Source organism: Marinobacter oulmenensis, from assembly GCF_014201735.1.
GTDB lineage: Bacteria > Pseudomonadota > Gammaproteobacteria > Pseudomonadales > Oleiphilaceae > Marinobacter > Marinobacter oulmenensis.
In genome coordinates, this window is record NZ_JACHFE010000005.1 from 240,490 (window position 1) to 267,432 (window position 26,943).

Annotated in this window: 15 protein-coding genes and 1 tRNA gene; 8 read left to right on the forward strand and 8 right to left on the reverse strand. The window is 62.9% G+C overall.

Going from position 1 to position 26,943, the window contains the following annotated elements; translation table 11 throughout:
• Window positions 1–97: 97 nt before the first annotated feature.
• From recD to HNR38_RS11305, 5 genes are all read right to left on the reverse strand, one after another.
• A complete protein-coding gene (gene recD / locus HNR38_RS11285; RefSeq protein ID WP_183704049.1) occupies window positions 98–2,350 on the reverse strand; it encodes an exodeoxyribonuclease V subunit alpha in 2,253 nt (750 codons plus the stop codon).
• Entirely contained in the window at window positions 2,347–6,084 is a 3,738-nt protein-coding gene (gene recB / locus HNR38_RS11290; RefSeq protein WP_183704052.1) for an exodeoxyribonuclease V subunit beta, read from the reverse strand. The genes recD and recB overlap by 4 nt, the downstream gene beginning before the upstream one ends.
• Complete coding sequence (recC, locus tag HNR38_RS11295; protein ID WP_183704056.1) at window positions 6,081–9,674, reverse strand: exodeoxyribonuclease V subunit gamma; 3,594 nt, start codon at window positions 9,672–9,674, stop codon at window positions 6,081–6,083. The genes recB and recC overlap by 4 nt, the downstream gene beginning before the upstream one ends.
• A gap of 90 nt (window positions 9,675–9,764) precedes the next feature.
• The gene (locus HNR38_RS11300; protein ID WP_221275776.1) at window positions 9,765–9,989 is read right to left on the reverse strand and encodes a hypothetical protein; all 225 of its coding nucleotides are present in this window, start codon (window positions 9,987–9,989) and stop codon (window positions 9,765–9,767) included.
• A gap of 21 nt (window positions 9,990–10,010) precedes the next feature.
• Window positions 10,011–10,481 carry a hypothetical protein gene (locus HNR38_RS11305; RefSeq protein WP_183704062.1) on the reverse strand — a complete coding sequence of 157 codons (471 nt, stop codon included), beginning with the start codon at window positions 10,479–10,481 and terminating at the stop codon, window positions 10,011–10,013.
• A gap of 138 nt (window positions 10,482–10,619) precedes the next feature.
• Between HNR38_RS11305 and HNR38_RS11310 the strand changes: the two genes are divergently transcribed.
• The 8 genes from HNR38_RS11310 (at window position 10,620) to HNR38_RS11345 (ending at window position 23,256) form a co-directional block, all read left to right on the forward strand.
• On the forward strand, window positions 10,620–12,323 hold the full coding sequence (locus tag HNR38_RS11310; RefSeq protein WP_343068293.1) for a VRR-NUC domain-containing protein: 1,704 nt from the start codon (window positions 10,620–10,622) through the stop codon (window positions 12,321–12,323).
• Window positions 12,320–14,590, forward strand: coding sequence for a helicase C-terminal domain-containing protein (locus HNR38_RS11315; protein WP_183704065.1), 2,271 nt, complete (start codon window positions 12,320–12,322; stop codon window positions 14,588–14,590). The genes HNR38_RS11310 and HNR38_RS11315 overlap by 4 nt, the downstream gene beginning before the upstream one ends.
• 71 nt (window positions 14,591–14,661) lie before the next feature.
• The gene (locus HNR38_RS11320) at window positions 14,662–15,660 is read left to right on the forward strand and encodes an HlyD family secretion protein (RefSeq protein ID WP_183704068.1); all 999 of its coding nucleotides are present in this window, start codon (window positions 14,662–14,664) and stop codon (window positions 15,658–15,660) included.
• Window positions 15,653–18,370 carry a ribosome-associated ATPase/putative transporter RbbA gene (rbbA, locus tag HNR38_RS11325; protein WP_183704071.1) on the forward strand — a complete coding sequence of 906 codons (2,718 nt, stop codon included), beginning with the start codon at window positions 15,653–15,655 and terminating at the stop codon, window positions 18,368–18,370. The genes HNR38_RS11320 and rbbA overlap by 8 nt, the downstream gene beginning before the upstream one ends.
• Before the next feature lies 1 nt (window position 18,371).
• On the forward strand, window positions 18,372–19,493 hold the full coding sequence (locus tag HNR38_RS11330) for an ABC transporter permease (RefSeq protein ID WP_183704073.1): 1,122 nt from the start codon (window positions 18,372–18,374) through the stop codon (window positions 19,491–19,493).
• A 48-nt stretch (window positions 19,494–19,541) separates the two neighbouring features.
• Window positions 19,542–21,872 (forward strand): putative bifunctional diguanylate cyclase/phosphodiesterase, encoded by a 2,331-nt coding sequence (locus tag HNR38_RS11335; protein ID WP_183704076.1) that lies wholly within the window; start codon window positions 19,542–19,544, stop codon window positions 21,870–21,872.
• Window positions 21,872–22,738, forward strand: a complete 867-nt coding sequence (locus HNR38_RS11340) for a phosphate/phosphite/phosphonate ABC transporter substrate-binding protein (RefSeq protein ID WP_246362665.1) — start codon at window positions 21,872–21,874, stop codon at window positions 22,736–22,738. Before HNR38_RS11335 ends, HNR38_RS11340 begins: the two co-directional genes overlap by 1 nt.
• Before the next feature lie 125 nt (window positions 22,739–22,863).
• Window positions 22,864–23,256, forward strand: coding sequence for a globin domain-containing protein (locus HNR38_RS11345; RefSeq protein WP_183704081.1), 393 nt, complete (start codon window positions 22,864–22,866; stop codon window positions 23,254–23,256).
• Window positions 23,257–23,316: 60 nt separating this feature from the next.
• Here the strand turns inward: HNR38_RS11345 and fic are convergent, their stop codons facing one another.
• From fic to glyS, 3 genes are all read right to left on the reverse strand, one after another.
• Entirely contained in the window at window positions 23,317–24,423 is a 1,107-nt protein-coding gene (fic, locus tag HNR38_RS11350; RefSeq protein ID WP_183704084.1) for a protein adenylyltransferase Fic, read from the reverse strand.
• 261 nt (window positions 24,424–24,684) lie between these two features.
• Window positions 24,685–24,761 (reverse strand) — tRNA-Pro (locus tag HNR38_RS11355).
• A 98-nt stretch (window positions 24,762–24,859) separates the two neighbouring features.
• Window positions 24,860–26,941, reverse strand: coding sequence for a glycine--tRNA ligase subunit beta (gene glyS, locus HNR38_RS11360; protein ID WP_183704087.1), 2,082 nt, complete (start codon window positions 26,939–26,941; stop codon window positions 24,860–24,862).
• Window positions 26,942–26,943 lie beyond the last annotated feature (2 nt).

Consider the following 26,943-nt stretch of genomic DNA (forward strand, 5'->3'; position numbering starts at 1 on the left):
TCCAAAACTCGCTCCTTCGGCACGTCCATGTGACGCTCGAGCTCCGCCATCCCTGGCTCCGCACGGTTTTGGAGAGGCCTTCCCCCTGTCCCTGCCCCTACTCCTTCTCGCTTAACCGAAGTCCCAGGCCCGATGCTCTGACGACCTTCTGATTAACTGCCTCGTTGAACACCTGCGCATCCCCCGTAATCAGGCTGAACCAGTTTTTCGCCCGGGTAATGCCGGTATACACCAGCTCCTTGGTGAGCACCGGGCTCAGGCGGTCCGGCAGCACCAGGCAGGTGTGATTGAACTCCGAACCCTGGGATTTGTGCACGGTCATGGCGTACACGGTTTCCAGTTGCTGCAGACGGCTTGGGGAAATCCAGCGAATGCCGCCGGGGCTGTCGCTGTCCGGGAAGGCCACGCGCAGCACGAACGTGGGCTGACCATCATCATCCTGACCCCAGGGCACCGAGAAGGTGATGCCAATATCGCCGTTCATCAGGCCCAGGTTGTAGTCGTTGCCGGTAATCAGCACCGGGCGGCCGGCATACCAGCCTTCGGCACGAGGCAGTAGTTTTTCCGCCAGCAGGTGCCGGGCAATGCGGTCGTTCAGCCCTTCCACGCCCCAGGGGCCCTTGCGCAGGGCACACAACACCTGGAAATCGTTGAACGCCGCCAGCACCTCCAGTGCCAGTGCGTCCCACTCGGCACGCAGGCTCTTGGTGCCCAGACCATGGTTGTTCATGCGCTCAAGGTATTTCCGGTAACCCACGGGCGGTGGCAGCGGCTGGTTGTGGATAACCCGTCCCTCGCCTTGATTGGCAAAGGCGTTGGGCGTGCCGGTGACTGCATGCTGACAAATCTGCGTCAGCGTCGCTTCGGCATCGGGTCGGGGGGTGTGGCCGTTGAGCCAGACCACGTCGTCGAAAGCCGGTGTGCGAATCCGCTCCAGCATGGCCGCATCCAGCGTGTTGGTATTAACCGCCTCGGCGAGCTGCCGTATTCCGCTATCCTCCTGAAACCGATAGCTTTTCCGGAGCATGGCCACGGCCTGGTCCAGCGGCTGGCCCTGCTCATCGAGCAGTTCGGCGGGTACCGTCATGCTGGTCACGGCCCTTAGCCAGTCGGCGGTTTCCGGCGTGTAATGGGCATTCGCCGCGCGCTGGCAGAGTTCGCCGAGTATGGCGCCGGCATCCACCGAGGCCAGCTGGTCCTTGTCGCCCAGCAGAATCAGTTGGGCTTTCTCCGGCAGCGCATCCACTACCGAGGCCATTAAGTCAACGTCCACCATGGAGGCTTCATCAATCACCAGGATATCCACCAGCAACGGGTTGTCTCGGTTGTGGCGGAACTGTCGGGTATCCGGGCGGCTGCCCAGCAGGCGGTGCAGGGTGGTGACCTTGGTGGGAATGTCGTCCTGCACCACCTGCCCCGGCAGTTGATCCAGAGGCAGGCGGCGTGCCGCCCCGCCGATGGATTCGTTCAGTCGGGCGGCGGCCTTGCCGGTGGGTGCGGCCAGGCGAATGCGGTACTTGCGCCCGGCCCGGTCCGGGTCTTCCCCGGCCACCGCCTGAAGTGCGGCCAGCAGGTTGACCACGGTGGTGGTTTTGCCGGTGCCCGGTCCGCCGGTGATCACCGAAAAACGCTGGCGGGCGGCCAGGGCACAGGCCAGTTTCTGGTAATCCACGGGATCGGAAGACTGGAACAGCGCCGCCAGGGCCCGGGACAGCGTATCGCTGGCGTTCGACCCCGGATCAGACAACGTCGAAGGCAGTGCCAGCCGGTTGTCGATGGCGCCGGCAATCTGCTGTTCGTAACGCCAGAAACGGCGCAGGTACAGCCGGGTGTCGTTCAACACCAGCGGTGTGGATAACTCGCCCCCACTGACGGCCTGCGAGGCGTTCAGGGCAGAAAGGCACTCCGCCAGTGTGATGCGGGCCAAGACCTCGGCCGGCGTGGGGGTCTCTGACTCGGGTTCCTCCGGTGCAACGGTGGGCACCGCCCGGGCGTCCTCCGGTGGCAGCGCCAGGGTGTGGTTGCTGGCCTCCAGCAGTGTCGCCAGATCAATGCAGACATGGCCTCGCCCCACCTGGTGGGAGGTCAGCGCCGCCAGAAGCAGTACCAGCGGCTCCGGCGTCTCGCCCTGCTCCTGCGATAAATCCCGGATCAGCCGGGCAAACCCGGTGTCCAGGGGGCGAATCCATTCGGCCTGCTGCCAGTGTTCAAGCAAGGCTTCGGTATTGGCCAGACTGGTCAGCGGGTCGGGCTTATCCACAACCGGATTCTGCCCTGATGGGGCTGTCACGGGGGCGTCCTCGCCCAGATCAAAGGTGAACTGGTTGTCGGAATGTCGCGTCCGGCTCATGCGGCCACCTCCCCTTCGGCGGTGTTGCCATCAAACAGGGCGTCGAGTTGTTCGATCAGTGTTCTGGGCGGTTTGTCCACAAAGGCCCCGTTGCCGGGGGCTTCAATGCCCCGCAGGAACAGATACACCGCCCCGCCCACGTGCCGGTCGTAGTCGTAATCGGGCAGGCGGGCTTTGAGCAGGCGGTGCAGGGCCAGCAGGTAGAGCACGTATTGCAGGTCGTAGCGCTTGTCGAGAATGGCCTCGCCCATGGCCTGGTCGGTGTAGGCGCTGTCGCTCTCGCCCAGGGCGTTGGATTTGTAGTCCAGCACGTAATACTGCCCGTTGTGTTCGAACACCAGATCGATAAAGCCCTTGAGCATGCCGTTGAAGCGCTTTTCCTCCACCCGGGGACGATCCGCTCCGTTCAGCGTGTATCGGGTAACGAGCTGGTCCAGCCGGGTTATGGGCACGTTGCGGCTTTCAAACCAGAACTCCAGTTCCGGGCGCAGGCTGACCAGACCGGCCAGTGAGCTTTGTTCGTCACTGCCTCGCTGCAGGGTCAGGGGTGTGCGAATCAGCGCCAGCAGCCAGTGTTCCAGTGGTTCCACCCACTCACTCCAGCCCCGGGTACTGCACCGGCGCGTCAGTTGATCCCGCAGGGCTTCGGGGTTATCCACAACCCGGTCAAAGCCCTGCTGGGCACACCATTCCAGCAATTCGTGCAGGAAGGTGCCGGGGGCCGCGCCTTTCGGAAACTGGTGCTGGTTGCGAGTGGCGGGTCTGGCCCCGCTGACCTCATCGTCTGGTTGCTGGGCGCTTTCCTCCAGCAGGTTCTGGGTCTGGGCGTCTTCCACCTCGCCGGTGAACGCAATGCCGGTGCCGGCCATGTCGCGGTATTCGATGGCCGAATAGCTGGCAATCCACCAGTCTTCCCGGGCCTCGCGGCTGGATTCCAGTGCCGGGCCAAGGTCCGCGGGAGCCTGTTCGGTGAAGTGGCGGGTTTCAGGTTCGGGCAATGGTTCAATCACGATCTCGTCTCGCCCTTCGGCCAGTGGTGCCAGGCAATCGGTGATCGACCGTTCATTATCGCCGGCAATCAGGTAGCCCAGCCCGCTTTCGGGCCAGTCCTGGAGGGCAGCCGCCCCCACCCAGGTGGCAAAGCGGGCGCGGGTCAGGGCCACGTAGCATTTGCGGATGTCTTCGCCCAACCGCTCCTGGTCGGCGTGGGCGACATCCTCCGGCGTGGGATCAAACACGGTCACCAGCCGGTCACTGGTATCGTGGTAACGCACGAAGGCCTGCTTTTCACTCTGCGCCCGGTAGGCGGTGCCGAAGGGCAGGAACACCAGCGGGTATTCCAGGCCCTTGGATTTATGCACCGTGATTACTTTCACCAGCCCGGCGTCGCTTTCCAGGCGCAGGGTGCGGTTTTCTTCCTCTTCGTCGGCGGCACGCAGAATCTGGGTATAGTGGTGTACCAGTGCGTGCTCGCCATCCAGTTGCAGGCTGTCCTGCTGCAGCAGTTCGGCGATGTGCAGGATGTCGGTGAGCCGCCTTTCGCCGTCGGCGCGTTGTAGCAGGCGTCCGGGTACTTCGAAGTCCATCAGGAAACGACGCAGCATGGGCAGCACGCCCTGCTGTTGCCATTGCTTCTGGTAGCCGAGGAAGCGCTCGATCTGGGCTTCGAGTACCAGCTCATCGGTGAGCAGTTCGTCCAATGCCTGCCAGGACTGGCCCAGGGTGGGCGTGGCCAGGGCGGCGCGCAGGTAAGCCAGCTGTCGGGGTTCGGCGAAGGCCCGAAGCCAGCACAGGATTTCTTTTGCCTCGGCGGAAGTCAGCACCGAATCCCGGTCCGACAGATACACGCTCTTGATGCCCCGCTGGCCCAGGGCGTCCCGGACCGCCTTGGCCTCAGTGCCCTTGTTGACCAATACCGCGATGTCTTTGGGTGCCACCGGTTCCAGATCACTCGGGTCCTCGGGCCGGGCGAAGCCTGCGTGTCCGGCCTGGCCCAGGGTCAGCAGGCGGGCAATCTCGCTGGCGCAGCTTTCCGCCAGGTCAGCGGTGGCAGCGCCTTTGGCCAGGCCCTTGGGCTGGCCGTTTTTGTCTTCGTCGTTGGATTCGTGGGTCCAGAACGTCAGGCTGGGCTGCAATTCGCCGTTCACCGTCCACAGGCGTTTGGTGCCCTTGGCGGCCACGCCCTGAAACGGCAACTCCGACGCCTCGCCCTGCCCGAACAGGAAGGCCCCGGCCCGGCTGTGCTGGTCGCTGTATTCGAACACCCGGTTCACTGCCGCCACCATGGGCTGGGCGGACCGGAAGTTGGTGCCCAGGGTGTAGGTGCGGTTTTTCACGCCCTGGCGGGCCTGCAGGTAGGTGTGGATATCCGCGCCCCGAAAGGCGTAGATGGCCTGTTTCGGGTCGCCGATCATCAGCAGGCAGGTGTCCGGGGAATTGGCCTGGACATCGTAAATCCGGTTGAAAATGCGGTACTGCACCGGGTCGGTGTCCTGGAATTCGTCGATCAGGGCCACCGGGAACTGCCGGCGAATGGTGGCGGCAAGTTGGTCGCCCCGGGAGCCGCGCAGGGCCTCGTCCAGCCGGGTGAGCAGGTCGTCAAAACCCATTTCTGATCGCTGCTGTTTTTCCGCCTCCAGCCGGTCGGCCATCCAGTGGCTGGCGTGGCGCAGGATGTCGGCCTTGGCGCTGGGTGGGTTGGTGGCGAAATTCAGCAGTTCCTCAATGGCATGGAACGCAGGATGATCCGGCGCTTCGCCCTCTCCTTTCAGGGTTTTGGCCAGCCCTTCCGGGGTCTGGTTCTTGAAACCGGCCTTGTCCAGCCCTTCGGGCAACAGCTCGTCCGAGCTTGCCCAGGCCACCAGATTGTCCCAGGCGGTGAGCATGGATTTCTTGCTGTTGCCGTGCAGGCGCTTGGCTTTTTGCAGGTCGGCCAGCAGGTCAAGCACGTCTTCCTGCCAGTCGGCCCAGGGGCGGTTTTTCAGAGCCCGGGACTCCTGCTCGCGCTGCTCGACGGATTGCTGAATGGCCGCATGCACACTGGCCGGCGGTGTACCCAGGCTGTCCGGGTCGTCCATCAGGTTGCGCACGGCCTGGCGCAGGTCTTCCGGGGTTTTCCAGTGGCTCAGGGCTTCGTCCATCCAGGCCGGAGGCAGCGGATAGACGAAGGTGCGCCAATAATCCCGGGCCACGTCGTCCAATAGATCGTTCTGGTTGGTTTCCAGCGTCAGTTTAAACAGGCTGCCGCTGTCGAAGGCGTGCTCGCTGAGCATGCGATTGCAGAAACTGTGAATGGTGGAGACCGCCGCCTCGTCCATCCATTCGGCGGCCAGCAACAGTTGCTTGCGGCAATCCGGCCAGGTGGCCGGATCCGGGTAGCTTTCGTTGCGCAGCTGATAGATCAGGGCAGTTTCCGCGGGCGGCTCCGGGTCGTCCGGGGTATCGGAGAACACCTCGGCGGCCTGGGTCAGCCGGGTGCGGATGCGGTCGCGCAGCTCCTTGGTGGCCGCTTCGGTGAAGGTGACCACCAGCAGGTTCGGCGGCAGCAGGTTCTGCAGCGGGCTGTCCTCGCTCTGGCCGTGGCCAAGCACCAGGCGCACATAAAGGATGGCGATGGTGAAGGTCTTGCCAGTGCCGGCACTGGCCTCAATCAGGGCGCTGCCATTCAGGGGCAGGGCCAGTGGGTCCAGGTTCGGGTTCGGGATCTGGGTGACGTTATCCACAGGCTGACTCATTGCTCCCCCCCGATCTGTTCGGCTGCCGATTTGCCCTGCTCCGCTTCCCACAAAGGCACGTAGAGGTCGTGCAGCAGGGCTTCGAATTCTCCGCTTTCCAAGAGTTGTTCCGGGCTGTCGTAGGCGGCTCGCAGGTAGCCGGTGTCCCGTTCCAGTGCGGTGAGATAGGCCTTTTCGGCTTCCTCCAGTGCCTGTTCGTGATTCCCTAGATATTTTCCTTTTTTGTAGAAACTGGTAATCCAGGCAAAGCCCGCTTCGCAGTGCAGTGGCAGGGTGCGGGTGGTGGCGGCCATCCACCGACCGACGATGGCTTCCAGATGGCTGCGGGCAGCCAGCGGGTCCATGGGGGCGAAGCGGAAATCCCGGCCCTCTTCTTTCGCCAGGATGCGGGTTTCGAAGGGCTGGGCAGTGAGCTGGCCGGCCAGGTGAATCACCCAGTCCCGCAGCAGGTTGGCGTAGCGCACTTTCTTGCTGTACCCGGAGCCGGTCAGCAGGCCGGACTGGGCTACCACCAGCCGGCACAGCTGGCCTTCGCTGTTGCGGCGCAGGCCGTCGATCAGATCCACGACTTCCACTTCGCCCAGGTCGTTGGTGAAGCGTTCATCAAAGCCGATGGGCTCCTCCACCGCCTCAGGCCATTCCGCCAGGGCCGTGCGGTAGCGGCCGAACAGGTCCGGCAGTCGCCCGGACAATTCGTTACGAAGGCGGTGTTCGGTCACACCCATACCCAGGTCGCCGCGTCGGGCCATGCGGTCGAGGGTGGTGTCCACCCGGTCGTACAGCTCTTCTTCACTGGCGGCCTTGAACACGGCGTTCTGGATCAGCTCGTTGTCCAGGCGCCAGCGGTCCAGACCGGTCAGGTCGAAGTTCTCGTTGTCGGTGTCCTCGTCGTCCACGTCTTCAAAGCGAACCTGCAGGCGGCGCTGGTAGAAGGTGTCGATGGGCTTTTTCAGGAAGCTGGCCAGATCGTTCAGGGTGATGGGTTCTTCCGGCGTCTGGTAGGACAAAGGCTCAGCAGCGTGAGTAACCACTTCCTCACCGTGGGCGCTTCGCCATTCCCGTTCAAAGGTAAACAGGCGGCGGCTTTTCAGCACCTCGGCCAAGGGCCTGGGTGAGCTGTCTTCGCCCTCCCCGGTGCCGTTGGCTTTCGGAAAATAGGCCCGGCTGAACGGCTGCAGCGGGTGCTGGGTGGTCAGGGCTTCGGTCACCGCGCTGTCGGGGTGACCGTCCAGCGCCCACAGGCTGTTGAGGTGGTCCTGAAGCTGGCCGATTAGCACTGAGGCCGGGCGCTCGGAGTCATCCTTGATGCTGCGCCCGACCCAACTGATGTACAGCTGCTCCCGGGCGGACAGCATGGCTTCCAGGAACAGGTAGCGGTCGTCCTCCCGGCGGGAGCGGTCCCCTGGCCGGTAGTCCTGGGCCATCAGGTCGAAATCCACCGGCGGGCGGGAGCGTGGGTAGTCGCCGTCGTTCATGCCCAGCAGACACACCTTGCGGAACGGGATGGCGCGCATGGGCATCAGTGTGGCGAAGTTCACCTTGCCGGCCAAAAAGCGCTGGTTCAGGCCGCCCTCGTCCAGGCCGTCGAGCAACACATCCTTGACGATGTTCAGCGGCAGGGGCTGGTCGGCAAGCCCGGCGGCCAGGGCATCCTCCAGCCATTGTTCCAGCTGGCGGCGGAAACGGTTGAGCAGCAACAAGTCGGTGTCTTCCACCTTGTGGAAAAACTGCTCCAGCATGCCGGAGAACAGGGTTTCCCACTCGCCGGGAGTGCGGCTTTCCTGCAGGGCCTGCCACAGGGTTTCGAGCTGATGCACGAATGCGTCCAGGCGACCGGCCAGATCCGCCTGCAGCCCGCCGATTTCCCCGTAAGGCTCCACTCCGCCCCAGGGGTCGTCCTCGCCCATGCCGTAACCCAACAGCATGGCCCGCAGGCCGGACTGCCAGGTGTTGCGGTTGAGCTCGGCGGGCAGATCCAGGCTTTGCCGGTGCGCGTCGTGCAGGCCCCAGCGGATGTTGGCGCCTTCCACCCAGCGCCGGGCCAGGGGAATCTCGTCTTCACCGATGCCGAAACGGGCCCGGATGCCGGGCACCTCCAGCAGGCTCAGGATCTCGCTCACGCCAAAACGGCTGCGGGGCAGCGACATCAGGGTTTCCAGGGCAATCAGCACCGGCTCGTGGTGGCGCTGGCCCTGGTCGGAAATGGTGAAGGGAATGTGGCGCTTGCTGCCGGGCTGGTAGCGGCCGAACACCGCCTGGATATGGGGCGCGTACACGTTGATGTCGGGCACCATCACCATCACGTCCCGGGGGCGCAGGTTTGAATCGGTGTTGAACGCGGCCAGCAGCTGGTCGTGCAGGATTTCCACTTCCCGCTGGGGGCTGTGGGCCTGGTGGAATACCAATGAGTGGTCCTCGCCCGGGTCCAGGGTGCGCTGTTGTTCACGGATTTCGGGCAGGGGCGTCAGGTTGAGGATGTCGTCCTGCAACTGGTGCAGCAGGCAGGGCGATTCATCGCTGCCGTGTTCGGAGAAGATGTCGATCTTCCGGTCCGGGGTCTGCAGCCGGTCCCGGTATTCCCCCGGGTTGTCGAACTCGTCCAGCAGGCGGATGTAGTCCCGCCCCTGTTTGCCCCAGGCGGCCAGCAGCGGATTGGCGTGCTGGTGCAGCTGATCCGGATCGTCCACCGTGGACAGCACGGGATGCGCCGCACCCCGCTTGCGCTCGGCTTTCAGCAGTTCGCGGTCGCTGATGATGTCGGCCCAGTAAAACTGGCAGGGGTTGTGGACACACAGCACCACCTGGCTGAAGCGGCTGAGTACGTACAGGGCCTCCAGCGCCTGGCGCGGCAGGGACGAGACGCCAAATACCACAATGCGTCTGGGCAGCCGTGACGGATTGGCCGGGGCCGAAAGCTGCTGGCCCTGCTCCATGAACCGGGTATGAATCCGTGAGCGACTGGTGTGGGCGGCCTCGCCGACATCGCTCACCAGGGCCCGCCAGAGCAGCGGTTGCCACAGATTCTCCGAAGCCAGAGGCTTTTCCTCGCCCCGGGCGGTGATCAACACATCCCGGCCTTGCTCCCAGGCGGCCAGCCAGTCGGCGCGGAACACCTGGTACTGGTCGAACAGGTCGGCCACTTTTTCCGCCAGTTGGAAGGTGCGCACGTCCGGGTCGGTGCCATCCAGAAACCGGGCCAGGGGCAGAAACGCCTCGTCCTGATCCAGCAGGGTGGGCAGCAGGCGATACAGCCGCCATACCAGCCGGCTTTTGTCGAAGGGGGACTGCTCGGGCACCTCGGCATCGGAGAGCATCGCCCGGTAGGCCTGCCAGATGAAACGGGCGGGAAACAGAAAATCCATGCCCGCCGCAATGCCCAGGCCACCGTCCATGCCCTCGTCATCGCGCTTCTCGGCCAGCGCCAGCTTCAGCCACTGGGCGATGCCGTTACTCTGCACCAGGAAGGTTTCGCTCTGCAGCGGCGGCAGCGGGTTCTGGCGGCAGATGTACACCACCGCCCGGCGCAGGTCTTCCAGGTGATTGGCGTGGATGGCGTGAAAGCCGGGTTCGATGGCGTTACGGTTGGCCATGAGGCTCCCTTGGTCGGATAGGTCACTGCATCTGATGGCACAGGTTACCTTATGCGACCCGGGATTCGCAGGCCTCTGACTGTCGGTTGATTATCGGGAGGCGGTCACCAGTGCCAACAGCAGCCGTCGAACGCGCTCGCGGGATTCGGCATCCTGGCAGGCGATGTCCTGGACGTGCAACTGGCGGCTCTCCAGTAGTCGGGCCAGGCAGTCGGCGTCCATCGAGATGGTCACCCGGTCCGGTTTGGCAGTGTTCTGCCAGGTTGGCGGGCTGTAAACCCGACGGCGGCTGGCTGTGGACTGGATAAAAGGCATCCCCATAAATCCCCCCGGTACTCAGTGAATGACCCTGGCGGGACGCACGCGATGCTGGCTGAACGGAAACGATGGCCAGTTGAGATAATCCGCGAAGAAGCCGGGCTGGCGGGAGGCGTCCAGCAGGACCTCGATGCACTCGTCGGTGTTGCAGTAGCCATTGAGGCCGGTGTGCCGGGCAGTCTGGGACTGCAGGTTGTCCAGGGCCCGGAGTACCATCTGGCGGGCATGGCCGGCGCGGTCCCGCATTTGCAGGCTGCGATAGGCGATAATGGCCGACAGGGTAAGCTCCACGTGCATGGTTTCCGGGTGCCGGGTGCGGGCCAGGCAGGCCAGGTCGAACGCACTGCCGGCCAGGGCAATCACATTGTCCCAGTCCTGCTGCTGGGAATGGCTCCGGGAGTGCTCCATCCAGGACAGCCAGAGATCCTGCTGGTTATCCAGGGGCAGGTCGGCGAACATGCGTTTGTGATTGGGGCACAGAAATTCCATAACAATCTCCTTCTTTATGGATGATAATAGTTATCATTTAGATTGTTGGCAAGTGGTCTTCCCCGGATTTCCTGTTTGAGAGAAAAGGACGGTCGTCGTAGAGTTGTGCCCGAACCCCTTTTCAGGACCCAGGCCCCCGTGTCCGACACCGATTACCCGTCGCAACTGCAGTCCGCTGCCCTGGACGATCCCCTCTATTACCTGCGCAACATGGATACCGTGGTGGCCTGGGTGAGCAGCCATCACGGGGATTTGCTGACCGCGGATGAAAACCGCCGGTTGACCGATTTCCTGGCCTTGCCCGAGGCGGCGCGTGCCCTGCTGACCCGCCTGGTCATGCGGTCAGGGGAGCTGTTCCGGAGTGATCGCCTGCACTACCCGGAGTTGCCGGAACCTGAACACGTGGCACTGTCGGCACTGGTTGGCGAAGGCTGGCTGGACGCAGAACCAGAATTGTCACTGGATGATCTGTTCCGGCTGTTTACCCTGCCGGAATTGCGGCCCGCGTTTGCCGACAGGGTGGCCGAGGCCGGCGGTTCCCCGGCCCGGGTCAGCAAGCGTCAGTTACGGGAGCTGGTGGCCGGGGCGTCCGTTGAATCCGGCCCGGTAGAGCAGTGGCTTGGCGACGGCGCCGGCCAGGTGGTTCGCGTGCGGGACATGGCCTTGTTTGATCGGGTGCGTCTGATGTTTTTCGGCAATCTGAGGCAGAGCTGGACAGACTTTGTACTGGTGGAGCTGGGTCTGCAGCGTTTCGAGTCCGTGCCGTTTACCCCGGCCTCCCGGGCTTTTCACCAGCGTGCGGATGTGGATACCTACCTGCTCATGCACCAGTGCCGGGAACAACTGGACGAGGGAGTGCCACCCGCCGAGGTCTGGCAGCAGGTGCCGCCGCCCACGGAGAACCCCTGGCTGAGCAGTCGTCGCGACCGTCTGCTGTTGGAACTCGGGCGACAGGCCGAGCGCGCCGGGGACCGGGAACTGGCCCTGCAGGCTCTGGCCGCCAGTGGTCATCGGGAAGCCCGGCTCAAGCACCTCCGGTTGCTGGAAAGGATGAAGCGCCATGACACCGCCTGGCATATGGCCACCGAATGGCAGCAGGGCGAACTGTCGGATGCCGAGGCCCAGGGGCTGCACCGCATTCTCAAGCGGCTGGCGCCGAAAGTGGGCCAGCCCCGCCCGGCGCTGGCTGAGCCGCCGGCCATCCGGGAACGGACACTGACACTGCCGCCCGGGGCACCGATGCCTGTGGAGCTGGTGGTCCAGAGCCATCTGCACACCGAGCAGGCACCGGTGTTCTATGTGGAAAACACCCTGATCAACGGCCTGTTCGGCCTGTTGTGCTGGCCGGTGATTTTCGAGCCGATACCCGGCGCTTTCTTCCACCCGTTTCATACCGGCCCGGTGGATCTGACCCGGGAGGACTTTGTCAGCCGTCGCCGGGCCGGCTTTGAACGCTGCTTTGAGCAACTGCACGACGGCCGTTACCGTCAGGTTATTCTCGACAGGTTCCATGTGAAACAGGAGCTGGCCAACCCCTTCGTGGCCTGGCCGGTGCTGTCCGAAGCACTACTGGCCTTGGCCATGGACTGTATTCCGGCGGCGCATCTGGAAGCCATGTTCCGGCGCCTGCTGGATAACATCAGGGAGCACCGCAGCGGGTTTCCGGATCTGATCCGGTTTGAGCCCGGTGCACCAGATCCGGCGGCGCGTTATGAAATGATCGAAGTGAAAGGCCCCGGGGATCGCCTGCAGGATCACCAGCGGCGCTGGCTGCATTTCTTTGCCCGTCACGGTATGCCCGCCAGCGTCTGTTACCTGCGCTGGAAGGAGGACACGGTGTGAAAGTGGCGGTCCGCACCCTTTGTGAATTCGCCGCCCGTCATGGCGATCTGGACTATCGGTATACCCCGGCGCCCAGTGCCGAGGAGGGCATTGCCGGCCATCAGGCGATTCAGGCCAATCGCGGCTATGGCTATCAAAGCGAGTACCCACTCACCGGCCAGTGCCTGGGGCTGGAGCTGTCCGGCCGTGCTGACGGCTATCACCCGCACCGGAACCGGCTCGAGGAAATCAAGACCCACCGGGGCGATGTCGCGCGCATCCGGGAGCATCAGCGGGCCTTGCACCGGGCCCAGCTCCGGGCCTATGGGGCTTTGCTCTGCCGCCAGGAAAACCGCTCTGACCTGGAGCTGGCACTGGTCTACTACGACACCGGCCGGAATCGGGAGACCGTGCTCACCGAGACCGCGTCTGCCGACGAACTCTGGCAGGACCTTGAGGCCCTGTGCCGGATCTACCGGGCCTGGGCCGAACAGGAAGAGCACCATCGGGAGCAACGGGATGAGCTGCTGTCGCAGCTGGGCTTCCCGTTTCCGGATTTCCGGCCCCGTCAGCGCCAACTGGCGGAAACGGTCTACAAGAACGCGCTCCGTGGGGGCAGTCTGCTGCTGGAAGCGCCGACCGGACTGGGCAAGACCCTGGGCACGCTGTTTCCAGCCTTGAAGGCCATGCCTGCGGACGGCCAGGACCGGCTGTTCTACCTGACCTGCCGTAACACCGCCCGACAGCTTGGGATGGAGGCGGTGGAAAAACTGCGTCAGGGCCACGACGGTGGTGGCCACTGGCCAATGCGGACCCTGGAGCTGGTGGCCAAGGACGATGCCTGTGAACACCCGGACAAGGCCTGCCATGGCGATGCCTGCCCGCTGGCCAAAGGCTTTTTCGACCGGCTGCCTGATGCCAGAGCGGAAGCCGCCCAGACCCGGGAAACCCTGACCCGCGAGGTCCTGGCCCGCATTGCCGCCGGCCATGGCATCTGTCCCTACTTCCTGGCTCAGGAAATGGCGCGCTGGTCGGACCTGGTGATTGCCGACGTGAACCGCCTGTTTGACCAGTCCGCCCTGCTCCACGGACTGGTTCAGCAGAATCGCTGGAAAGCTGCGGTGCTGGTGGACGAAGCCCACAACCTGGTGGACCGGGGCCGGGGTATGTACTCGGTCCGGCTGGACCAGCAGCGCCTGCTCAAGCTGAAAAAGACCGCTCCGAAACCGGTCAGAACCGCTCTGGACCGGACCGCCCGTGCCTGGCAGAGCCTGATCCGTGATCAGGACACCACAACCGGTGAGCCGGTGTTTCTGGAAACCCTGCCGGCGCCGCTGCTCGGTGCCCTCCAGGGCATGGTCTCGACCATCACCGATTATCTGGCGGACAACCCGCCGGACCTGGCCTTGCAGGAACTGATGTTCGAGAGTGTCGCCTTCATGCGGCTGGCGGACAGTTTCGGCGACCATTCCCTGTGCGAATTCCAGCGGGCCGGCAGGGGCAAAGCTAGCCTGAGCATTCAGAACCTGATACCGGCGGATTTCCTGCGCCAGCGGTTTGCCGCTGCCCGCTCGATCGTGCTGTTTTCCGCCACGCTCAGCCCGGGCGTGTACTACCGGGACCTGCTGGGTTTGCCGGAGGACAGCCGTTTTTCGGCCCTGCCGGGCCCGTTCAGTGCCGATCAGTTGCAGGTCCACTTCACCCCGCGCATCAGCACCCGCAAGCCCGACCGGCAGGCGTCCCTGGGGCCCATCGCGGATCTGATTGCCAACCAGTACCGGCAACGGCCGGGCCATTACCTCGCCTTCTTCAGCAGCTTTGCCTATGCCCGGGAGGTCAGCGATGCCCTGGCCGAGCGGTCGCCGGATATTCCCCAGCGCTCCCAGCGGCCGGGTATGAGCGGGGCGGAGCGGGCCGGGTTTCTGGCCGGCTTCCGTGAGCAGAAGGGTGCAGTGGCCTTTGCGGTGCTTGGCGGTGTTTTTGGTGAAGGCATTGACCTGCCCGGCGACCAGTTGATTGGCGCCTTTGTGGCGACCCTCGGTCTGCCGCCCTTCGACGCCTGGCACGAGGTGCTGCGCGGGCGTTTGCAGGCGCGTTTCGGCCAGGGCTATGAATACACCTACCAGGTACCGGGCCTGCAGAAAGTGGCCCAGGCCGCCGGCCGGGTGATTCGCACACCCGAGGATGAAGGCGTGATCTGGCTGATTGATGACCGTTTCCTGCAGCCAGCGGTGCGCCGGCAACTGCCGGGCTGGTGGTTTTCCGCAACGGAGGAATGTGATCCGTAATTGGCCACACCCCCACCCTTTTGCCTTATACTGATTGGTAATACCCGCCAGTACCCGGTCAAGGAAGAAGTATGTCCAGTCATCGCAAGACCTTCGCCATCAGAACTGCCCTGATTCTCGCCGTGATTGCCGCTGTTGCGGTTGTCACCTGGATGCTTATGCCGAAAGGCGAGACCCTGCCGGAGCACATTGGCTCCGGCAATGGCCGCATAGAAGCCACCGAGGTGGACATTGCCACCCGGATTGCCGGCCGCCTGGAATCCTTTGATGTCCGGGAAGGTGACATGGTGGAGCCCGGCCAACTGCTGGCGGTGATGGATACCGATGAACTGGAGGCCCGCCTGGCCTCGGCCGAAGCGAACCTGAACCAGGCCGAGCAGAGCCGGCTGCTGGCGGAAGCGACGGTGGCGCAGCGCCAGAGCGAGCTGCGCTATGCCCGGGCAGAACTGGAACGGATTGAACAACTGGTGGATCGCGGCCATGCCTCCCAGGAGCAACTGGACCGCTCCCGCACTTCTGCGGAAACCGCCAATGCCGCACTACAGGCGGCCAAGGTTCAGGTGACTTCCGCTCAGGCCGGCATCGAGGCAGCCCACGCCAGCATCCGGCAGATCCAGACCAATATTGACGACAGCCAGCTCAGCACGCCCATCGGCGGCCGGGTGCTCTACCGGCTGGCGGAACCGGGCGAGGTGCTGGCGGCCGGTGGCAAGGTCGCCACGATTCTGGACGTCACCGATGTCTACATGACCATTTTCCTGCCCACGGATCAGGCCGGCCGCGTGCGCGTGGGCTCAGAGGCCAGGATCATCCTCGATGCGGTGCCGGATTACGTGGTGCCCGCCAAGGTCAGCTTCGTGGCGGCCGAGGCCCAGTTCACGCCCAAGTCAGTGGAAACCCGCAGCGAGCGGGAAAAGCTCATGTTCCGGGTGCGTATCCGCATCAATCCGGAGCTGTTGCAGGCCTACCGTGACCGGGTGAAAACCGGCGTGCCGGGCGAGGCCTACGTCCGGCTGGATGAGAGTCAGCCCTGGCCGGAGGACCTGCAGGTGAGCCTGCCCAATGACTGAGGCGGTGGCCCGGCTGGAGGGCGTCAGTCACTACTACGGGGATACCTGTGCGCTGGAGGGAATTGACCTCGACATTCCTGCTGGCTGCATGGTCGGGCTGATTGGTCCCGATGGCGTGGGTAAGTCGACCTTACTGGGCCTGGTGGCCGGTGCCCGTAAACTCCAGCAGGGACAACTGCAGGTGCTGGGCGGGAGTATGGCCAGCCAGCGCTTTCGCAGCCGGGTGGCGCCGCGCATTGCCTACATGCCCCAGGGCCTGGGCGGCAATCTCTATCACACCCTGACCGTGGACGAGAACATCGGCTTTTTTGCCGATCTGTTCGGGCTGGTTGGAAAGACCCGGAGCCACCAGATTGACCGGTTGCTCGATGCCACCGGGCTGCGGACCTTCCGGGACCGGCCTGCCGGCAAACTGTCCGGCGGCATGAAACAGAAACTGGGCCTGTGCTGTGCGCTGATCCACAACCCGGAACTGCTGATTCTTGATGAGCCCACCACCGGGGTCGATCCGCTGTCGCGCAAGCGCTTCTGGGATCTGATCGACAGCATCCGCAGTCAGCAGCCCGGCATGAGTGTGTTGGTGGCCACCGCCTACATGGAAGAGGCCGAGCGTTACGACTGGCTGGTGGCCATGGACGACGGCAGGGTACTGGCCACCGGTTCGCCGGACGCGCTGCGCAGCCAGACCGGCACCGAAACCCTGGATGATGCCTTTGTGGCTTTGTCCCCCGGTGAGCAACCGGCCCTTTCCGGCACTGCCGGTAGCGCACCCCTTCAGGAGAGCGGGCAGACCCCCGCCATTGAGGCCGAGAACCTGACGCTGCGGTTTGGCAGCTTCACGGCTGTCCATGATGTGAGTTTTCGTATCCGCCGGGGTGAGATTTTCGGGTTCCTGGGGTCCAACGGCTGTGGCAAGACCACCACCATGAAAATGCTGACCGGCCTGCTGACACCCTCCGAGGGACAGGTTCAGCTGTTCGGTGAGCCCCTGGACGCCCGGGACCTGACGACCCGCAGCAAGGTGGGGTACATGTCCCAGTCCTTCTCCCTGTATGGGGAGTTGACCGTACGCCAGAACCTGGACCTGCATGCCCGGCTGTTCCACCTGCCGGAAGAGCGCATTGGAGAACGGATCGATACCCTGGCCCGGGAATTCGGCCTGCAGGCCGTCATGGATCAGGACGCCGGCCAACTGCCCCTGGGGGTGCGCCAACGCCTGTCGCTGGCTGTCGCGGTGGTTCACGAGCCGGAACTGCTGATTCTGGATGAGCCCACCTCGGGCGTGGATCCAGGGGCCCGTAACCGCTTCTGGGAACTGCTGCAGCGGCTGTCGCGCCAGGATGGCGTGACCATCTTCATCTCCACCCACTTCATGAACGAGGGTGAACGCTGTGATCGTATCTCGCTGATGCACGCCGGCGAGGTATTGGCCTGCGACACGCCGGACGAGCTGATTCGCGACGCCGGGGGCGACAGCCTGGAAGACGCCTTCATGAAGACCCTGGAAACCGTCGACCAGGAAGCGCCGGCCGATACCGACGGCCTGATGCTGGCTGGCGGTGACCATGCCCATCGCCCCAGCGCCTTCAGCCTGCGCCGGCTCCTGGCCTATGGTCGCCGGGAAGCCCGGGAACTGCTGAGGGATCCGATCCGGATGGCGTTCGCCTTTATCGGCTCAGCCTTGCTGATGCTGATTCTGGGCTATGGCATCACCCTGGATGTGGAAGACCTCACCTTTGCCGTGCTGGACCGGGACCAGACACCCCAGAGCCGGGATTACGTGGCGGCGGTAGCCGGCTCCCGGTATTTCATGGAGCGGCCTTCGATACAGGACACCGACGAGCTGGACCAGCGCATGCGGGCCGGCGAGCTGAGTCTGGCCATTGAGATTCCGCCCGGATTCGGCCGGGATCTGAAGCGTGGCCGGGCCCCGGAACTGGCGGTCTGGGTGGACGGTGCCATGCCGTTCCGGGGTGAAACCATCCAGGGTTACGTCCAGGGGCTGCACATCAGTTACCTGAGCGAACTGGCCCAGCGCACGCTGGGGGAAGTCCCGGCCGTGAGCCTGGTCTCCCTGGAAGACCGCTATCGCTACAATCAGGATTTTCGCAGCCTGGATGCCATGGTACCGGCGGTTATTCCGATCCTGCTGATCTTTATCCCGGCGATTCTCATGGCCCTGGGGATTGTCCGGGAGAAAGAGCTGGGCTCCATCACCAACCTGTACGTGACACCGGTTACCCGACTGGAATTCCTGCTGGGCAAACAGCTGCCCTACATCGCCTTCAGCATGATCAGTTATCTTAGCCTGGTGCTGCTGGCGGTCTATGTGTTCGATGTGCCTCTCAAGGGCGGCCTGGCGACGCTGTCCCTGGGTGCCCTGCTGTTTGTGACTGCCACCACGGCCCTGGGCCAGGTGATGTCCACGTTTGCCTCCACCCAGATTGCCGCCCTGGCGGCCACGGCCATCCTGACCATCCTGCCCACGGTACAGTTTTCCGGGCTGACCGAACCGGTGTCGTCGCTGACCGGCGCCGGCGCCCTGATCGGCCCCCTCTGGCCCGCCACCTGGTTCCTGCAGATCAGCCGTGGGGTGTTCACCAAGGGGCTGACGCTGGCGGACATGCAGGGCGACTTCCTGGCCCTGGCGGCCTTCATTCCGGTGCTGACGTTGATGGCGGTGGCGCTGCTCAGGAAACAGGGGCGCTGAGATGGAATCACTGGCACATATCTGGCACCTGGGCATCAAGGAACTGCGCAGCCTCTGGCATGACAAGGCCCTACTGGTCTTCGTGCTGGTCGCCTTTACGGTGATGATCTACACCGCCGGCTCGGCTGGCTCCATGGAACTGCACAACGCGCCGGTCGCGGTGGTGGATGAAGACCAGACCGTACTCTCCGGACGGGTGATCAACGCCCTGCAGGAACCCTGGTTCCTGCCCCCGGATATCGTGGACTATCATGAAGTTGACGGCCTGCTGGACAATGGCAGCCACACCTTCGCACTGGTGATCCCGGAGGGGTTTGAGCGGGATGTCCGTCAGGGCCAGCCGGTGGCGTTGCAGCTCAACATTGATGCCACCCGGATGAGTCAGGCCTTTATCGGGACCACCTACATCCAGCGTTTTGCCTCGGCGGAGGTGGCCGAATTCCTGAAACCGGGGAGCTCGGCAACCGACGGCCTGCCGATCGAACTGATCACTCGCATCAGCTACAACCCGAATCTGGACGGCACCTGGTTTGGCGGGGTCATGGAGCTTGTTACCCAGGTGACCCTGATCAGCATCATCCTGACCGGAGCCGCCCTCATCCGTGAGCGTGAACACGGCACCGTGGAGCATCTGATGGTGATGCCCCTGCGCCCGTTCGAGATCATGGCGGGGAAAATCTGGGCTAACGGTCTGGTGGTGCTGCTGGCGGCGGGCGTATCAGTCACCCTGGTGATCCAGGGCTGGCTGCAGGTGCCGGTGGCCGGCTCGGTGGCGCTGTTCCTGGTGGGCACCCTGATTCACCTGTTTTCCACCACCGCCATCGGCATTCTGATCGGCACCGTGGCCCGCACCATGCCGCAATTCGGGCTGCTGCTGATCCTCACCATTCTGCCCCTGCAGTTACTGTCCGGTGGAATCACGCCTCGGGAAAGCATGCCACAGATGGTGCAGGACCTGATGCTGGCGGCGCCCACCACCCACTTCGTCAGCATGGCCCAGGCGATCCTGTACCGGGGGGCCGGGTTGGAGGTGGTCTGGCCACAGATGCTGGCGCTGCTGGCGATTGGCACGGTGTTCCTGTCATTGGCTCTGGCGCTGTTCCGCCGGCACCTGTCGGTCTGATAGACAGCTGTCACGGAATTGCCATAAGCGCTTGCTAGCTTCCCGGGTATGTATCACAAGCCCGACCGTCCAGTGAGTGCCGTTCAGATCGCCATGGTGTTACCGGGCGTGCTGATGATTCTTTTTGTCTGGGGTTTTTTCCTGGTTCAGGGTGATAACTCACGGGAGGAAGCCCTGCAGGCGCGGCTGGCGGAAAATCGCAATCTGGCCCTGATTGTTTCGGAAAGCCTCAAGCAGATGACCGACCGCGCCGGCGCTGTGGCCAGCCTGATCGGCGACGGCAACGAAACAGGCGCTGACGAGCCTGACCGTCTACTTGGCCTGCTTGCTGAAGACCCGGTATTCAACCGGTTAGGCATCTACGATCCCAATGGTCGGTTGGTCTATGCGACCCACCCGGCCTCGGCGCGGCCGGATATTGGCGATTGGACGCGAAACCTGCAGCCGAAGCTGGCGGACTCCGGTTTCGTGCCGGTGCTGCCTCCCCGTTACCCGGCCAATGGCGAGACAACCTCGGCCTCGGCCGAACCGGTATGGCGCCTGTCCTTTCTGATCCCTGTGGGCTTTCCGGCCAACGACCGGGTGGCCCGCTGGATACTGGTGGAACTGGATGTGGGCTATGTGGCCGGGCTGCTGCAGCACGTCGCCCTGGGCACGGGCGGGTTTATCCAGGTGCTGGATGCCAATGGCGATGAATGGTTGCGGGCTGACAGCAGCGGCGTGGTTGTCGGTGGGCCGCGGATCAATGGCGCCAGCATGATGAGCGATCAACGGGTCAGCACTGGCTCGACCACTCTCACCCTGGACGGTGAGTCCTACCAGTATGTCCACGCCTCACGCAGTAACCATGGTTTCACCATCGGCGTCGCCCAGCCCCAGAAGACCATCCTTGGGCCTCTGGAACGAAGCCGGGGCTGGCAGTTGATGGTCAATAGTATTATCACGCTGCTGATTGCCGGCAGTATTGTCTGGCTGGTTCGGGTGTTGAAGCAGCAGCAGTTGGCTCTGCAGGCGTCGGAGCAGGAGAACCAGAACCTGATTGAACGACTGGCCGGTGAGCACGCCCGCAGTTCAAGGGCGGCGGCCATCGACCACCTGAGTGGCCTGTACAACCGGCGCCAGTTCCTGGAGGTGGCGGGGGAAACCCTGGCCGCCCAACGGCGGGCCAGGCATATGTCGGCCCTGCTGTTCATCGACCTTGACCGCTTCAAGTCCATCAACGACAGCCTGGGGCATCACGTCGGTGATCAGCTCCTGCAGGCCGTGGCGGGGCGCATACAGCGCATGCTGGGCGAACGGGATGTAGCCGCCCGTTTCGGGGGGGACGAATTTGTGATTCTGCTCACCGGGAACCGCAGCGAGGCCGGTATTGAACAGTGGGCATCGGATCTAGTGCAGCATCTATCCTCGGTGTACCAGTTGGATGGTACCGAGCTGAATAACAGCCCCTCGGTCGGCATCGCCATTTCACCCCGGGATGGCCAGAGCATCGATGAGCTGATCCGCAGTGCAGACGCTGCCATGTATTCGGCCAAAGAGGCCGGACGCGGCCAGTACCGGTTCTTCGACCAATCCCTGAACCTGAATAAAGACGTGGAGGAATTCCATCTGGAACAGGCCTTTGCGGCGGCCCTGAAGAACCGGGAGTTTGTTCTGCACTACCAGCCCCAGGTGTGTCTGAACACCATGCGAGTGACCGGTTACGAAACCCTGGTGCGCTGGCAGCACCCGGAATTCGGGCTGGTTTATCCGGATCGTTTTATCCCGGTGGCGGAGAAGACCGGTTTTGTCATCCCGATGGGGCTGGAAGTCATCCGCCTGGCCTGTGCACAACTGGTTCAGTGGCGACTCGACCAGGTGCCCGTGAAGACCCTGGCGGTGAACGTCTCCCCCATCCAGCTTGGCCGCAGCGAATTCTGTGAGCAGGTCCGGGCACTGGTGGATGAGCACTGCCTGGAGCCGGGGCAACTGGAGCTGGAAATCACCGAAACGGCGATCCTCAATGACCAGGCCATGGCCAACCTGCACTGCCTGAAGGAAGCCGGTATTCGCCTCAGCCTGGACGATTTTGGCACCGGTTATTCCGGCCTTGCCCATCTGGAGGCCGTGCCGGTGGACAAACTGAAGATCGACCGGAGTCTGATCGCCAGCATCTGCAACAGTCATGACGACAGCCCGGTGGTGTCGTCCACCATCATCCTGGCCAAGCGCATGAAGTTGCAGGTGGTGGCCGAGGGTGTGGAAACGCCGGAACAACTGGTGCACCTGAAAGTAGCCGGGTGTGACGTGGCCCAGGGCTACCATCTGGGCCGGCCCATGCCGGCTGGCGATGTGCCGGAATTCATCCGTAACTTTCACCGGCTGCAGGAAAGCGCGTGATGTTACGGGCCCTGCTGATCCTGATCCTCGTGGTTCCGGCCCCTCTGCTCTGGGCCGACAACCGATGGGATGAATGCCTGCCCGGCAAACTGGTGTTCACCATGATCCCCAAAAAGGACATGGACGAGCAGCTGGTGGAATACCGCCCGCTGGTGGCGTTGCTGGGCGAAGGTTTGGGCATCCCTGTGGAGATGGTGCGCCCGAGTTCCTACGACAGCGTGGTGGATGGACTGGTGTCACGGGCGGTGGATGTGGCGGTGCTGGGGCCGGCAGCCTACATCATGGCGCGGGAGCGGGATGACGGCATCCAGGCCTTTGCCTCGCTGGCGGTGCGCCCCGGGCACTATACCCCGGCGGGCAGTTTTTACCGTTCCTTGCTGCTGGTGCGGGCCGAACGCGAGTTCCGGCGTGCCGCCGACCTGCGTGGTGCCCGGGTAGCCTTGACCGACCCGGCCAGCACCTCCGGCTCGCTGATTCCGAAAACGGCGTTCGCCGATGCCATCAACCGGCCTCTGGAGGTCTTCTTTGGTGGCCGGGTCTATGCCGGCAGCCATGACAACGCCATGGACGCCCTGCTGGCGGACCGAGTGGATGCCGCGTTTGTGTCCAGCTCACGGGTGGATGAATACCTGCGCCGGGGCCTGATCGACAAGGACACTTTCCGGGTGCTGTGGAACTCCGAGCCCCTGCACTATGATCCCTTCGTCTTTCGCAGTGGCCTGTGCCCGGCACTCAGGCAACGAATCAGCCAGTTGATGACTCAACCATCGGAACGCAGACAAGCCTTTCTGGAGAGTGTTCATGCCACCGACATTACGCCGGTGGAGCATGCGGATTATCGGCCGGTGGAAAACTTGATGAAATAATTCAGGCTTGCCTGAAACTGACGCCCTCAGCGTCACTATCAAATGGGACTATAGACAGTTTTATTTGCTCCCCTAGAATGCACTCTCGCTGAAAAGTTTTGCTGTTGCAAGGACCTAGAGCAAATATGACTTCCGTGGATCTTGTCTTTCAGAGTTACGGCCGCTGCTGCCGGAATGATGCCTTCTTTGCCCATTTCTACGAGCACTTCATGGCCAGCTCTGACGCCATTCGTGAACGTTTCCGCCATACCGACATGGCGGCGCAACGCCATCTGTTGAGGCACGGCGTCATGCAACTGATGCTGACGGCCCGAGGCATGTCGGACCGCAAGCTGCGCGATCTGGGCCACAGCCACAACCGGAACAATTACGACATCAAACCCGAGTGGTACAGCCTGTGGGAAGACGCACTGCTGAAAACCATCAGGGAGCACGACCCGCACTATACGCCGGAGCTGCGCGAGGCCTGGCGTGAGGTCCTAAAGCCGGGTATCGATATTATTCGTGGGGCATACTGAGGGAGACGCGTTTGTGCAGGATGCCGTCGTTGTTGATGGTGTTTCCCGGGACTGATGAACTTATTGATAAGGCTGTAATTCGTTGCTGTCACTGGTCATTAAACGTAGTAGTCGAGGGTTGAGAAAGAGTTTTTCGTTGCCTACCGCTTTCTCCTGCAATATACCGGCGTTAACCAGTTGCTTCAGATAATTGGAAGCGGTCTGCCGTTTGGCAATGTCTTTTTCCACCAGGCTTCCAATACGGCAATAGGGCTGCTCAAAAATGAGCTGGACCAGTTCGTGGCTGTATATTTTGGGTAGTGCCTGTCTGACATGGTCTTCTGTCTCAGTGATAAGCTTTCTCATGGCAGCGATTTTGGAACAGGTCCAGGACGATACCTGCTCCACGCCTTTAAGCATAAAGATAATCCATTCCTGCCACTCACCGGTGCGGGTAACCTGGGTCAGAAGGCGGTAGTAATCACTTTTATGCTGAACAATATACCGGCTCAGATAGAGTATGGGCAGGGTGAGTAGCTGCTGTTCGATCAGGTACAGAACGTTCAATATGCGGCCGGTGCGTCCGTTGCCGTCGTGGAACGGATGGATGGCTTCGAATTGATAATGGCTGATGGCCATTTTGATCAGCGGGTCCATGCCATCGTTCGTATGCAGATAGTTTTCCCAGTTAGTGAGAAAGTTGCGAATAGCGGTCTCCCCAACCGGAGGTGTATAGATTGTTTCACCGGTTGCCTGATTGCCGATCAGGGTCCCGGGGACTTTGCGGACATCCATATCGGTGCCCTTGAGGGTGCCGCACACCTCAATAGCGGTGCTGGCGCATAAGGGCCTTTGCTGAAGGTGTACGAAACCTTCGTAAAGTGCCGTCCGGTATCGAAGGGCTTCTTTGGTAGCCGGATCGGCTCCTTGATCTTCCTGGGAATACTGAAACAACTTGTCCGTTGTGGTTACGATGTTTTCGATCTTGGAACTGTCTTTGGCCTCCAGTAGTGGTAGCAGATTTATAAGCAGCGATTGATTCGGAATCAGCTCCCCGGCCTGTTTAAGTTCAGCCAGAGCGGCCCGGGCGGGGATGCAGGCTTTGAGAACATCGAGAGTCTCTGTCGCAGCCTTGGCCGGTGGAAGAGGAGGTAGTTGGTTGTAAGGCTGATCCGCTTGCCAGGCCATGTTTAAATCCTTTGGAAATTTCGACATAGATACAGGATTTAGGCAGTCTATGTTTATGCGGTAAACATAGCAATGAGGTGTGTCGATAAAAAAGCAAAAAATCGACACAGATTAGCCATTGCCGAATCTATAAACATCGAGTCCTCAGGCACCGGGTTGCGGCCAAATCATTTCGGCCATTTGTGCTGGGTTGGAGTCAAGTCAGTATTGGCTTTGGCTTATCAAGCCTGGAAACAAAAAGGGGAAGGTAAAGCGGGAAAGTGGTCGGCGTGGCAGGATTCGAACCTGCGACCCCTTCGTCCCGAACGAAGTGCGCTACCAAGCTGCGCCACACGCCGAACAACGGCCGGTATTATACGGATTACGCGGGCTTTTGCCACCCCCGTAACGGGGAAATTTTCCCGCGTAACCGTACTCTACCGGCGGTTGGTCCCTGTTAGCCGCCGGTGGGCAACAGGGAGATGTCTGCCACCCGCAGGAACAGGTTGCGCAGACGGTTGAGCAGGGCCAGGCGGTTTTTGCGGACGGTGTCGTCCTCCGCCATCACCATGACCTCGTCGAAGAAGGTGTCCACGGGCTCACGCAGGCTGGCCAGGGAGCTCAGGGCGCTGGCGTAATCGCCCTGCTCGAACATCGGCACGACCTTGTCCGCCTGAGCTTCGACCTGTTCCGCCAGGGCCTTCTCGGCGCTGTCCTGCAGCAGACTGTTATCCACCGTTTCACCAACGCTGTCACCACCCTGTTTGGTCAGGATGTTGGATACCCGCTTGTTGGCGGCGGCCAGGGCCTGGGCTTCCGGCAGCTGGCGGAAGGCTTCGACAGCCTTCACGCGGCGGTCGAAATCCAGTGGCCGGGTCGGACGGCGGGCGTGCACGGCCAGGTAGACCTCGGCGCTGATGCCCTGCTCGTCGTAGTGGGCCCGGAAGCGTTCGAGCATGTAGTCCACCACGGTGCTGGCGGTGCCTTGTTCGCTCAGCACAGTGAAGTTTTCCTCGGCCCACTCGCTCAGGGTCTGCAGATCCAGTGGCAGTTCCCGCTCGATGATGATGCGCAGCACGCCCAGGGAGGCGCGGCGCAGGCCGAATGGATCCCGGGTGCCGGACGGCGGCTGGTTGATGCCGAACAGGCCCACCAGGGAATCAATCCGGTCGGCGATGGCCACGGCGCAGCCGGTCAGGGTGCCGGGCAGGTCATCACCGGCAAAGCGCGGCATGTACTGCTCGTTCAGGGCGGTCGCTACGTCTGCGGCTTCACCGTCGTTGGTGGCGTAGTACTGCCCCATGATGCCCTGGAGATCGGTGAACTCCAGCACCATTTCGGTGACCAGGTCGGTCTTGGCCAGCATGGCCGCGCGTTCGGCCAGGGCCGGGTCGCTGTTGATGGCGCTGGCGATTTTGCTGGCCAGGGCGGCCACCCGCACGGACTTGTCGTAAATGCTGCCCAGTTTCTCTTGGAACACGATGGGCTTGAGCGCGTCGATGCGGTCTTCCAGGTGGCTCTTGCGGTCGGTGTCGTAGAAGAAGGCGGCGTCCGACAGGCGCGGGCGGATCACCTTTTCGTTACCGGCAATCACCTGGGCCGGGTCCTTGCTCTCAAGGTTGGCGACGGTGATGAACAGCGGCAGCATCCGGTTGTCGGCGCCGACCACGTGGAAGTACTTCTGGTGTTCCTTCATGGAGGAAATCAGCGCTTCCGCCGGCACGTCCAGGAATCGTTCCTCGAATCGGCCCATCAGCGGCACCGGCCATTCGTTGAGGGCGGTGACCTCGTCCAGCAGGTCCTCGTCGATCACGGCTTTGCCGCCGGCTTCCTTTTCCGCCAGTTCGGTCACGCCAGCGCGGATCTGCTCGCGACGCTCGGCAAAATCGGCCAGCACGTAGCCTTCCTGCTTGAGGACCACTTCATAATCGGCCGGCGTGGGTACGATCAGCGGTTTCGGGCAGTGGAAACGGTGGCCGCGGGTGGTGTTGCCCGGCTTCAGGCCCATGATCGGCGTTTCGATGACCTTGTTGCCGAACAACTGGATCACCCAGTGCACCGGACGCACAAATTCGGTCTTGTGGGCGCCCCAGCGCATGCGCTTGGGAATCGGCAGGGCTGCCAGGGATTTCTCCACCAGCTCCGGCATCAGTTCCACGGTCGGGCGGCCTTTCTCCACGGTGCGGTAGACCACCCAGGCGCCCTTGTCGGTCTCCATGGTGTCGAGCTGGTCCGGGGTAATGCCCAGGGAGGTGGCGAAGCCGGTCAGCGCCCGGGTGGGATTGCCGGAATCGTCAAAGGCGGCCTTGACCGCCGGGCCACGTTTTTCCACGGCCTTGTCGGGCTGGGCGTCGGCCAGATCGCGGACCCGCACCGCCAGGCGACGGGGCGCGGCGAAAGATTCCACGGCGCCAAATTCAACGCCGGCCTCTTCCAGGCCCTGGGTGATCCCGCGGGTGAAAGCATCGGACAGCGGCTTGAGTGCCTTGGGCGGCAGTTCCTCGGTGCCCAGTTCGACCAGAAAATCCTGTGTAGCCATGA

Excerpts from the sequence above, each read along its gene's own strand:
- recD (WP_183704049.1), bottom strand. The coding sequence starts at position 2,350 with ATGAGCCGGACGCGACATTCCGACAACCAGTTCACCTTTGATCTGGGC.
- recB (WP_183704052.1), bottom strand. The coding sequence starts at position 6,084 with ATGAGTCAGCCTGTGGATAACGTCACCCAGATCCCGAACCCGAACCTG.
- recC (WP_183704056.1), bottom strand. The coding sequence starts at position 9,674 with ATGGCCAACCGTAACGCCATCGAACCCGGCTTTCACGCCATCCACGCC.
- HNR38_RS11300 (WP_221275776.1), bottom strand. The coding sequence starts at position 9,989 with ATGCCTTTTATCCAGTCCACAGCCAGCCGCCGTCGGGTTTACAGCCCG.
- HNR38_RS11305 (WP_183704062.1), bottom strand. The coding sequence starts at position 10,481 with ATGGAATTTCTGTGCCCCAATCACAAACGCATGTTCGCCGACCTGCCC.
- HNR38_RS11320 (WP_183704068.1), top strand. The coding sequence starts at position 14,662 with ATGTCCAGTCATCGCAAGACCTTCGCCATCAGAACTGCCCTGATTCTC.
- rbbA (WP_183704071.1), top strand. The coding sequence starts at position 15,653 with ATGACTGAGGCGGTGGCCCGGCTGGAGGGCGTCAGTCACTACTACGGG.
- HNR38_RS11330 (WP_183704073.1), top strand. The coding sequence starts at position 18,372 with ATGGAATCACTGGCACATATCTGGCACCTGGGCATCAAGGAACTGCGC.
- HNR38_RS11335 (WP_183704076.1), top strand. The coding sequence starts at position 19,542 with ATGTATCACAAGCCCGACCGTCCAGTGAGTGCCGTTCAGATCGCCATG.
- HNR38_RS11340 (WP_246362665.1), top strand. The coding sequence starts at position 21,872 with ATGTTACGGGCCCTGCTGATCCTGATCCTCGTGGTTCCGGCCCCTCTG.
- HNR38_RS11345 (WP_183704081.1), top strand. The coding sequence starts at position 22,864 with ATGACTTCCGTGGATCTTGTCTTTCAGAGTTACGGCCGCTGCTGCCGG.
- fic (WP_183704084.1), bottom strand. The coding sequence starts at position 24,423 with ATGGCCTGGCAAGCGGATCAGCCTTACAACCAACTACCTCCTCTTCCA.
- glyS (WP_183704087.1), bottom strand. The coding sequence starts at position 26,941 with ATGGCTACACAGGATTTTCTGGTCGAACTGGGCACCGAGGAACTGCCG.